At 71.7% G+C, this 9,916-nt stretch carries 9 protein-coding genes; 4 read left to right on the forward strand and 5 right to left on the reverse strand.

Annotated features, from left to right (window positions below; all coding sequences use genetic code 11):
- Nucleotides 1–89: 89 nt before the first annotated feature.
- Nucleotides 90–1,421 carry an SLC13 family permease gene (locus CCN51_RS23195; RefSeq protein WP_014181792.1) on the reverse strand — a complete coding sequence of 444 codons (1,332 nt, stop codon included), beginning with the start codon at nt 1,419–1,421 and terminating at the stop codon, nt 90–92.
- Nucleotides 1,422–1,538: 117 nt separating this feature from the next.
- A complete protein-coding gene (locus CCN51_RS23200) occupies nt 1,539–2,090 on the reverse strand; it encodes a helix-turn-helix domain-containing protein (RefSeq protein WP_014181791.1) in 552 nt (183 codons plus the stop codon).
- A 62-nt stretch (nt 2,091–2,152) separates the two neighbouring features.
- Between CCN51_RS23200 and CCN51_RS23205 the strand changes: the two genes are divergently transcribed.
- Nucleotides 2,153–3,421: an alpha/beta hydrolase family protein gene (locus CCN51_RS23205; RefSeq protein WP_014181790.1), complete on the forward strand. Its 1,269-nt coding sequence runs from the start codon at nt 2,153–2,155 to the stop codon at nt 3,419–3,421.
- Between the two features lie 4 nt (nt 3,422–3,425).
- On the opposite strand, the gene CCN51_RS23210 is transcribed toward CCN51_RS23205, so the two are convergent.
- Nucleotides 3,426–4,580, reverse strand: a complete 1,155-nt coding sequence (locus CCN51_RS23210; RefSeq protein WP_014181789.1) for a Gfo/Idh/MocA family protein — start codon at nt 4,578–4,580, stop codon at nt 3,426–3,428.
- Between the two features lie 175 nt (nt 4,581–4,755).
- Here CCN51_RS23210 and CCN51_RS23215 point away from each other — a divergent pair, with 175 nt between their 5' ends.
- Nucleotides 4,756–5,772 (forward strand): LacI family DNA-binding transcriptional regulator, encoded by a 1,017-nt coding sequence (locus CCN51_RS23215; protein WP_014181788.1) that lies wholly within the window; start codon nt 4,756–4,758, stop codon nt 5,770–5,772.
- Nucleotides 5,773–5,783: 11 nt separating this feature from the next.
- On the opposite strand, the gene CCN51_RS23220 is transcribed toward CCN51_RS23215, so the two are convergent.
- Nucleotides 5,784–6,731 carry an EamA family transporter gene (locus tag CCN51_RS23220; RefSeq protein ID WP_078610774.1) on the reverse strand — a complete coding sequence of 316 codons (948 nt, stop codon included), beginning with the start codon at nt 6,729–6,731 and terminating at the stop codon, nt 5,784–5,786.
- 68 nt (nt 6,732–6,799) lie between these two features.
- On the opposite strand from CCN51_RS23220, the gene CCN51_RS23225 reads away from it, so the two are divergent.
- Nucleotides 6,800–7,654, forward strand: a complete 855-nt coding sequence (locus CCN51_RS23225; protein ID WP_014181786.1) for a LysR family transcriptional regulator — start codon at nt 6,800–6,802, stop codon at nt 7,652–7,654.
- Here CCN51_RS23225 and CCN51_RS23230 read toward each other — a convergent pair.
- Nucleotides 7,639–8,607, reverse strand: a complete 969-nt coding sequence (locus tag CCN51_RS23230; protein ID WP_014181785.1) for a LysR substrate-binding domain-containing protein — start codon at nt 8,605–8,607, stop codon at nt 7,639–7,641. The two genes, CCN51_RS23225 and CCN51_RS23230, sit on opposite strands and share 16 nt — an antisense overlap.
- A 160-nt stretch (nt 8,608–8,767) precedes the next feature.
- Here CCN51_RS23230 and CCN51_RS23235 point away from each other — a divergent pair.
- Nucleotides 8,768–9,916 (forward strand): L-talarate/galactarate dehydratase (locus tag CCN51_RS23235; protein ID WP_211303244.1); only part of this gene is annotated, 1,149 nt, incomplete at its 3' end.

The following is a 9,916-nucleotide window of genomic DNA, read 5'->3' on the forward strand; positions in this document are numbered from 1 at the left end:
GTGTCCGTCCTGGCCAACCGCAGGCTGGGCACGTCCTGAGCGGGGGCGCCTCCTGAGCGGGGCGGGGCCCGGTCGGGGGCGGAAGAGCCTCAGCCGAGCCCCGGCGCCACCATGACCAGCCAGGCCACGGCCGGGACGACCGCCACCACCACACCCCCGTACACCATCAGCTGCCGGAAGAACCGGTCCCGGTCGACGTCGGGCGCGGCCGCGAGCACCAGGGCGCCGTTGGTGGAGAAGGGGCTGACGTCGACGACGGTGGCCGAGACCGAGAGGGCGGCCACCATCCCGACCGCGCCGATGTCGCCCTTGGCCAGGAAGGGGACCGCGAGCGGGATCAGCGCGCCCATGATGCCGACGGACGAGGCGAAGGCGGAGATGAGGGCACCGATGTAGCACAGCAGGAGGGCCGCGAGGAGGGGGACGCCGATATCGCTGACGGCCCGGCCCGCGTAGTCGATGGTGCCCATCTCCTGGAGCACGCCGATATAGGTGAGCACCCCGCAGATCAGCAGCACCGTCGGCCAGGAGATCTCGTTGGCCGCCTTCTTGCCGTCCTTGGGCCAGAACAGGCTCAGCAGCGCGGCGAGCGTGATCGCGGCCAGGCCCGCGTCGAGGTCGAAGGCGAGAACGGCGACGACGAGGGCGACCAGCGCGAGGAGGGTCGCCACCCGGTCGGGGGTCAGGCCGGTCGCCGACTCCTCGGCAGGCGTGCCAGCGGGCGTACCGGCGGGCGCCGGGCCGTCCCCGTCGGCCGGTGCGGACTCGGCGGCGGCAGCGCCCGGTCCGGCCGACCGGGGTGCGGTGGCCGCGTGGCGCGGCAGCTTCAGGCCGCCGCAGACGACGAAGACGACGGCGGCGATGACGAGGTTGACCACCAGACTGGCGAGGAAGAGCGTGATCTCGTTGCCCGGCAGCTTCTCCCGTTCCACGATCCCGTTCACGATCGAGCCGTAGATGCTGATCGGCGAGAAGCCACCGCCCTGGGCGCCGTGCACCACCATGGCCCCCATCAGCAGCGGGCTGATGTCGTACCGCGCGGCGAAGCTCAGCGCGATGGGGGCGACGATGGCCACGGCGGCCGGGCTCACCGCGCCGATCGCGGTGAGCACACCGGTGATCGCGAACATCACCCAGGGGATCAGCGCCACCCGCCCGCCGACGAGTCTGACGGCGGCGTGGACCAGCCACTCCGTGGTGCCGTTGGCCCGGGCGAGGGCGAACAGATACGTCACACCCACGAGGACCACGAACAGGTCTCCGGGAAAGCCTGCGAAGATACCGTCCGCGTCCAGGTCGGCGACCAGCTCTCCCACGCCGAACGCGGCCGCGAAGGACAGGGCACCCATGTTGACGGAGCGGGTGGTGGCCAACGCGAAGACCGCCACCAGCACGATGATCGAGATGAGTTCGGGGGACAACCAGAGCTCCCGTCGCCAAGTGGCCAGTGGCGGAATCACGGTGGGCCCCACGGTGCGTCATAGTCAATAGATCGGCGAGCCCTCGCTCGCCCCCTCTCTTTACGGCGTGCCCTCCCTTTACGGCTCGGTGGGGTCGGCGGACGGCTCCTCGGCCGGGAAGAGGATCGGGCTGATCAGGTATCGGGCGCGGTCGGCCGTGGGCCGGTTGGCGAGCCGAGGCGCGATGGCCTCGCGCAACTCACCGATCAGTTCCTCGAGTTCGTCTCGGGTGAGCCAGGCCGCGTGCTGCCGGTAGCCGACGAGGTCCGCCACCGGGTCGACGCCGTCCCGGTCGAGGTAGGCGTTGAACTCGGCGGCCAGGGTGGCCATCGCCGCGGCGAAGCCGCGCCGGTAGTCGTCGAGCGACAGCGACTCCATCGTCTCGGCGTCGATGACGGCCCGCTCCTGACGCAGCCGGTACTGGCGCTCCACCGCCCCGCGCACCCGCCGCTCGTCGGCCACCTCCAGGATCCCCCCGGTCGCGAGCAGATCGATATGCCGGTAGACCGTGGCCTTCGAGACATCGGGGATCCGAGCGCACAACTGGGACGTCGTCAACAGCCGTCCCCCGCGCATCGCATGCACGATCCGCAGCCGCACCGGGTGTGCCAGAAGCTCCAAGGTGTCCATCACTCAACGATCTCACATATGCTACCTTTCGCAAAAACAAGAACGTAGGGAGGGGTGCGGGGATGACGACACGTACCGATCCGGCGGCGACCGCCGTCGCGGTCGTCGAGATGGCGCGCAAGGAATGCTTCGCCGAGATCGAGGGCCTGTTCGCGCCGCCGCTGCGGGCGGCCGTGTCCGCCGAGATGCTGCGGGTCGCCTGGGGGATGGAGACGGGCAAGCACGGAGCGGTCACCGCCGTCGGGGAGCCGGCGAGCGAACCGGCCGAGGCGGGGCGGGTCCGGGTGAGCGTCCCCGTGTCCTGCGAGCGCGGGGGGCTCACCGTCGTCATGTCGGTCGACGACGCCGGCCGGCTGAACGGTCTGCGGTTCGCGCCCGCAGCCCCCGTCTCGTGGACACCGCCTCCGTATGCCGCTCCGGAGACATTTGAGGAGAGCACGGTCACGCTCGGCTCCGCTCCGCTCGCCGTGTCCGGCACGCTGAGCCTGCCGCGTGGACAGGGCCCCTGGCCGGGCGTGGTGGTGCTCGGCGGAGGGGGACCGTTCGACCGCGACGGGACCAGTGGGCCCAACAAGCCGCTCAAGGACCTCGCTTGGGGGCTGGCGAGCCGTGGGGTGGCGGTGCTGCGGTTCGACAAGGTCACCTACGCCCACCCCGGCGAGGTGGCGGACACACCCAACTTCACCATGGCCGACGAGTACGTCCCGTACGCGGTCGCCGCCGTCCGCACGCTCCGGCACGAGCCGGCCGTGGATCCGGCACGGATCTTCGTACTCGGCCACAGCATGGGCGGCAAGGTGGCCCCGCGGGTGGCGGCCGCCGAGCCGTCGGTCGCCGGTCTGGTGCTCCTGGCCGGCGACGCACAGCCGATGCAAGAGGCCGCCGTCCGCGTCATCCGCCACCTCGCCGCGCTGAACCCCGGCCCCGCCGCGGACGCCGCCGTCGAGGCGATGACACGTCAGGCCGCGGTGGTCGCGGGCCCCGACCTGTCGCCCTCGACACCGGCGGAAACACTGCCTTTCGGCCTGTCGGCCGCGTACTGGCTCGACCTGCGCGGCTACCACCCGGTCTCGACCGCGGCGGAGCTGGACAAGCCCATGCTCGTGCTCCAGGGCGGCCGCGACTATCAGGTGACCGTCGCCGACGATCTCTCGCGGTGGCGGGCGGGGCTCGCCCATCGGCGGGATGTGACGATGCGCGTGTACGACGCCGATGACCACCTGTTCTTCCCGGGCTCCGGCCCCTCCACGCCCGCGGAGTACGAAACCCCGCAACACGTCGACCCGGCCGTCGTCGCCGATATCGCCGGGTGGCTGACGCCACCCGCGTGAGCCCTCAGGACGGGCTCACCCAGCCGCCCCGCTCGGCGGACCGGGCCATGGCGTCCAGCGCGGCGGCGCTGCGGACGGCGTCGTCCAGGGTGGCTCCGTACGCCGTGCCCTCGGCGATGGAGCGCAGGAAGTGGTACGCCTCGATGACCTTGAGGTCGTCGTAGCCCATGCTGTTGGCCGAGCCGGGCTGGAAGGCGGCGTACTCGCCGTGTCCGGGGCCGACGTACACGGTGCTGACGGGCTGGTCCTGATAGGCGGTGCCGCGGCTGACGCCGAGCTCGCCCATGCGGCGGAAGTCCCAGAAGACCGCGCCCTTGGTGCCGTGGATCTCGAAGCCGTAGTTGTTCTGCTCGCCGACCGAGACCCGGCACGCCTCCAGCACACCCCGCGCACCGGAGGCGAAGCGCAGCAGGCAGGAGACGTAGTCCTCGTTCTCCACCGGGCCCAACTCGCCGCCGGCGGAGCGGGTGTGGCCGGCGGTGGCGCCGGTGGGGCGGGCCCGTTCGGGGACGAAGACCGCGGTGTCGGCGGCCAGCGACTCGATCTCGCCGAGCAGAAAGCGCGCCAGGTCCACGCCGTGCGAGGCCAGGTCGCCGAGCACTCCGCTGCCGCCGCGCTCGCGCTCGTACCGCCAGGTCAGGGCACCTTCGGGGTGGGCGGCGTAGTCGCTGAACAGCCGGATGCGGACATGGGTGACGGCACCGATCTCCCCGGCGGCGATCAGCTCGCGGGCGGCGGCGACGGCGGGCGCGTTGCGGTAGTTGAAGCCGACGGCGCCCTGGACACCGGCCTTGGCCACGGCGCCCGCGACCGCTCGGGCGTCCTCGGCGGTCAGGCCGACCGGCTTCTCGATCCAGATGTGCTTGCCCGCTTCGGCCATGGCGGTGCCGATCTCGCGGTGCAGGAAGTTGGGGGCGGCGATGCTCACCGCCTGGACCCGGGGGTCGGCGGCCACCTCCCGCCAGTCGCGGGCGGCGGTGGCGAAGCCGTACCGCTCGGCGGCCTCGTCGGCGCGGCCGGGCACCTCGTCGGCGACGGCGATCAGTTCGGGCCGCAGGGACAGCTGGGGGAAGTGGTGCGGCACGCGGGCGTACGCCTGGGTGTGCACCCGTCCCATCCAGCCGAATCCGACGACGGCGACGCCGAGCGTACTCACCATGACTGCTCTCCCATGACTGCCCTGCCCAGGACCGTGGCCTGCTCAGGACTCCGGTCTGCCTGGGACCGCATCTTCTTTGGACCGGTCCACAACGTTCTCGGCCCACCCTGAGGGCCGTCTCCGCAGCTGTCAATCCCTTTGACAACCCGGCGCGCCCTATGGAACGGTCCAGAACATGAGACCACCGACGATCCGCGATGTCGCCGAACGGGCCGGAGTGTCGAAATCACTGGTCTCCCTCGTACTGCGCGGCTCCGACCAGGTGCGCCCGGAGAAGCGGCAGGCCGTTCTGGCCGCCGTCGAAGAGCTCGGTTACCGGCCCAACGCCGCCGCGCGCAGCCTCAGCGAGCGGCGCACCCGCACCGTCGGGGTGCTTCTGAACGACATGCGCAACCCCTGGTTCGTGGAGTTGCTGGACGGCCTCAACTCCCGGCTGCACGACTCCGGTCTGCGCATGCTGCTGGCCGACGGCCACCTCAACCGGCGGCTCGGCGAAGACCTCACCCGCACCTTCACGGATCTGCGGGTCGACGGTCTGATCGCCGTCGGCACGCTGCCGGCCCCCGAGGCGCTGCGCACCGCGGCCGGGCAGGTGCCCACGGTGGTGGCGGGCGCCCGTGAGCCCGTGCTGCCCGGGGTGGACATCGTCGCGGGCGACGACGAGCACGGCGCCCGGCTGGCCACCGAACACCTCATCGGCCTCGGCCACCGGCGTATCGCGCATATCGCGGGGCAGGGGGCGGTCGGCGAGCTGCGCCGCCGTGGCTTCGAGGCGGTGATGCGCGAGCACGGGCTGGGCGCGACGGCGGCCGTGGAGCAGGGCGACCTGACCGAGGAGGGCGGCTACCGGGCCACGGTCCGGCTGCTCGGCGCCCGCGAACGGCCCACCGCCGTCTTCGCGTTCAACGACATAGCCGGTGTCGGCGCCCTGTCGGCCGCCGAAGAGCTCGGCCTGCGGGTGCCGCGCGACCTGTCCCTCGTCGGCTATGACAACACCTATCTCGCGCGGCTGCGCCATCTGTGGCTCACCACCGTGGACAACGCCAGCCACGAGGTCGGCCGCCGCGCCGCGCAGTGTCTGCTCGACCGGATCGCCGACCCCGCCCGCCCCGGCGAGACCGTACTGACCGCCCCGGCCCTCGAGGTCCGCGGCACGACGGCGCGGTGCCCCGGCCCGCCCGACCGCCGCTAGCGGCCGGCCATCTACTGAGGCGTCTGCTGGGGTGTCCGCTGGGGTGTGGCCTCCGCCTTGACCCGGCCCACGATGCTGAGCGCGTTGGACACCACGACGGCTCCCACTCCGGCCCATTCGATCCACCCCAGGCGCTGCCCGAGGACGATCCATCCGACCACGGCGGCGAGGACGGGGTTGACGCTCATGAAGAGCCCGAAGGCCTGTGCCGGTACGCGGCGCAGCGTGAACAGGTCCGCGAGATACGGCACGGCCGAGGAGAGAACCCCGGCGGCGACGGCACAGCCGACGGCCGACGCGGTCGGCGGCTGCCTGATGGCGAGGACGACCCCGACGGGCAGGAACATCAGGGCGGAGAGCGTGGCGGCGGTCGCCGATCCCTGCGCGCCGGGGATGCGCCGGCCGACGGTGCGGTTGAGCAGGATGTAGGACGCCCAGCAGACGGCGGCCAGCAGGCCCAGGCCCATCCCGAAGTAGTCGGCGGAGGGCCGCGGGCGCATCAGGGTGATGACCCCCGCCGCGGCCAGCACCGCCCAGCAGGCGTCGGCGCGGCGGCGTGAGGCGGCCAGAGCGATGGCGAGCGGGCCGAGGAACTCCAGGGTCACCGCCAGTCCGAGGCCGATCCGGTCGATGGCGCTGTAGAGGGAGAGGTTCATCGTCCCGAACACCAGGGCCAGCAGCAGCACCGGCCACCACTGCCGCCAGGTGAAGCTGCGCGGCCGGGGGCGGCCGACGGCGATCAGGACGATGGCGGCGACGTATTGGCGTACCGCGACGACGCCGAGGGGGCCGAGCACCGGGAAGGCGAGGGACCCGGTGGCGGCGCCGATCTGGTTGGACAGGCCGCTGCCGATCATGGTGGCCACACCGGCCAGGCGTCCTCCCCCGGGCTCGGGGGCGGAAGCTGCCGGGACGGCCCGGTGCGCGGGGGCTGCCGCGCGTACGGATGCTGTTCGCATGCCCCGATCGTGCGGCGCCCCTCCTCTTGCGCAAAATGCATCGACGGTCGGATCTATACGCTTGAGTCATGGATGTCGAGCTGCGTCAGTTGCGCTGTCTGGTGGCGATCGTCGACGAGGGCAGTTTCACCGATGCCGCCATCGCGCTCGGTGTCTCCCAGGCGGCCGTGTCCCGCACGCTGGCCTCGCTCGAGCGGGCTCTCGGGGTGCGGCTGTTGCTGCGTACCTCGCGCGAGGTGACGCCGACGGGCACCGGTCTGCGCGTGGTGGCGCACGCCCGGCGGGTGCTCGGCGAGGTGGACGGTCTGCTCCGGGAGGCGGCCTCGGGCCATCGGCGGCTGCGGATCGGTTACGCCTGGTCGGCGGTGGGCCGCCATACGCTGGCGTTTCAGCGCCGTTGGGCCCAGACGGCCCCCGAGACGGAGCTGCAGCTGATCCGCGTCAACTCCGCCACCGCGGGGCTGGCCGAGGGGGTCTGCGATCTGGCCGTCGTCCGCAGACCGCTGGACGACCGGCGCTTCGACTCCGCCATCGTGGGGCTCGAGCGGCGGCTGTGTGCCCTGGCCGCCGACGATCCGCTGGCCCGGCGCCGTTCGGTCAGGCTGGCGGACCTCAGCGGGCGCACCCTGCTGGTCGACCGGCGGACCGGCACCACCACCGCGGAGCTGTGGCCCTCCGGCTCCCGACCGGTGACCGAGGAGTCACACGACATCGACGACTGGCTCATCATGATTTCCACGGGCCGGCGGGTGGGGATCACGGCGGAGTCCACGGCGCACCAGTATCCGCGGCCCGGTGTCGTCTACCGGCCGGTGCGCGACGCCGAGCCGATCGCGGTGCGGCTCGCCTGGTGGCGGGACGATCCGCATCCCGCCGCCCCGTCCGTGATCGAACTGCTCACGGCGCTCTACCGGCCGGGGTGAGCCCCGGGCTCCGGCTCCGGTGTCGGTGTCGGTGTCGGTGTCGGCTCCGGCTCCGGCTCCGGTGTCGGCTCCGGCCATGACAGGTGGCGGAGCAGCGCGTGCAGCACCGGGTTGTCGTTGTTCTCGCGCCAGACGAGGTTGAGCTCCACGGGGTTGGGGGTCTCCAACTCGACCGGTTTGAAGACGACATCGGCGTAGCGCAGCCGCGCGGCGGCCTCGGGGACCAGGGACACCCCCAGGCTGCAGTTGACCAGGGCCAGGATGCTGTGGACCTGGCTCAGATACTGGGAGAAGACGGGGGCCACATGCGCCACGCTGAAGATGCTGATGAGCAGTTCGTGGAAGTAGCGGGCGTCCGTGGGTGAGTACATCAGAAACGGCTGACCGTCGAAGTCCGCGACCTGGAGCGCTCCTTCGCGCGCCGCCAGGGGGTGTTCCTTGGGCAGCGCCGCGAGCAGCCGCTCCCGTACGGCCGGGCGGGACCGCAGGTCCGGGCCGGTGACCGAGGGCCGGCCGAGGCCGAGGTCCAGGCGGTTTTGGGTGAGGGCTTCCAACTGGTCGCGGGTGACCATCTCCTGCAGCACGATTTCCGCGCGGGGCATGGCCGCTCGGGCGGTTTCCAGCAGGGTGCCGAGCGTGGAGTAGGCGCTGGCCGCGGTGAAGCCGATGGCGATGCTGCCCGCTTCCCCGGTCGACACCTGACGGACGGCGAGCGCCGCGTGTTCCGACTGGCGCAGGATACGGCGGGCCTCGGTGAGGAAGGCGCGCCCGGCGGGGGTGAGCCGCACCGATCGGTTGGTGCGCTCCAGGAGCCGGACCCGCAGGTCGTTCTCCAGGAGCTGGATCTGGCGGCTCAGCGGTGGCTGTGTCATCTTGAGCCGTTCCGCGGCCCGGGTGAAGTGCAGTTCTTCGGCCACTGCCACGAAGCTGGCCAGCTGGGCGAGTGTGAACAATGATGCTCTCCCTGTATCAACGCATACAAATTTTAAGTTAGACGGAGATCAATCGACCACCTAGCGTCAAGGGACGGCCGAGCGGACACGCCCGCCGACACCGCGACCGGCCACCTCAGGGTCCGGCCGCCCCGCCCGCACTCACAGGGGACGCTAAGTGATGAGCACACCGGAAACGACGGCACATGCCGCGCAGCAGGCAGGGGAGGCGACCCTCGACAGGATCTCCTGGATCAAGCTGTCCTCGGTCACCCTTCCGCTGGCCACTCCGATCAGCGATGCGAAGGTCTTCACCGGACGGCAGAAGCCGATGACCGAGGTGGCCTTCCTCTTCGTCGAGCTCGCCACCGAGGGGGGACACCAGGGCATCGGCTTCAGCTACTCCAAGCGGGCCGGCGGCCCCGGCCAGTTCGCACACGCCAAGGAGATCGCCCCGACCCTGCTGGGCGAGGACCCCAGCGATATCGCCAAGCTCTGGACGAAGCTGGTGTGGGCGGGCGCCTCCGTCGGGCGCAGCGGACTGTCCACCCAGGCGGTGGCGGCCTTCGACATCGCCCTGTGGGATCTGAAGGCCAAGCGGGCCGGTCTGCCCCTGGCCAAGCTGCTGGGCGCCCACCGCGACTCCGTACGCTGCTACAACACCTCCGGCGGCTTTCTGCACACGCCCACCGAGCAGCTGCTGGAGAACGCCTCCCGCTCGGTGGCCGAGGGCATCGGCGGCATCAAGCTCAAGGTCGGCCACCCCGACGGCAAGGTGGATCTGAGCCGGGTGACCGCCGTACGGGAGCACCTGGGCGACGAGGTGCCGCTCATGGTGGACGCCAACCAGCAGTGGGACCGGCCCACCGCCCAGCGCATGGGGCGCGCGCTCGAGGAGTTCGGCCTGGTCTGGATCGAGGAGCCGCTGGATGCCTATGACGCGCGCGGCCACGCCGCCCTCGCGGCCTCGCTGGACACTCCGGTGGCCACCGGGGAGATGCTGGCCAGCGTCGCCGAACACTGGGAGCTGATCCGCAACGACGCCGCGGACATCATCCAGCCCGACGCGCCGCGTATCGGCGGCATCACCCAGTTCCTCAAGCTGGCCACCCTCGCCGAACACCACCACCTCCAGCTCGCCCCGCACTTCGCGATGGAGATCCACCTCCACCTCGCCGCCGCCTACCCGTACGAGCCGTGGGTGGAGCACTTCGACTGGCTGGAGCCGCTGTTCAACGAGCGGTTGCAGATCAGTGGCGGCCGTATGCATGTGTCCTCCCGGCCGGGTCTCGGTATCACCCTCAGCGAGCAGGCCCGGGCCTGGACACAG

The sequence above is a fragment of the Streptomyces milbemycinicus genome, assembly GCF_002154605.1.
Lineage (GTDB): Bacteria > Actinomycetota > Actinomycetes > Streptomycetales > Streptomycetaceae > Streptomyces > Streptomyces milbemycinicus.

Coding starts and splice junctions, on each gene's coding strand:
- CCN51_RS23210 (WP_014181789.1), bottom strand. CDS start 4,580: ATGGTGAGTACGCTCGGCGTCGCCGTCGTCGGATTCGGCTGGATGGGA.
- CCN51_RS23205 (WP_014181790.1), top strand. CDS start 2,153: ATGACGACACGTACCGATCCGGCGGCGACCGCCGTCGCGGTCGTCGAG.
- CCN51_RS23225 (WP_014181786.1), top strand. CDS start 6,800: ATGGATGTCGAGCTGCGTCAGTTGCGCTGTCTGGTGGCGATCGTCGAC.
- CCN51_RS23220 (WP_078610774.1), bottom strand. CDS start 6,731: ATGCGAACAGCATCCGTACGCGCGGCAGCCCCCGCGCACCGGGCCGTC.
- CCN51_RS23200 (WP_014181791.1), bottom strand. CDS start 2,090: ATGGACACCTTGGAGCTTCTGGCACACCCGGTGCGGCTGCGGATCGTG.
- CCN51_RS23215 (WP_014181788.1), top strand. CDS start 4,756: ATGAGACCACCGACGATCCGCGATGTCGCCGAACGGGCCGGAGTGTCG.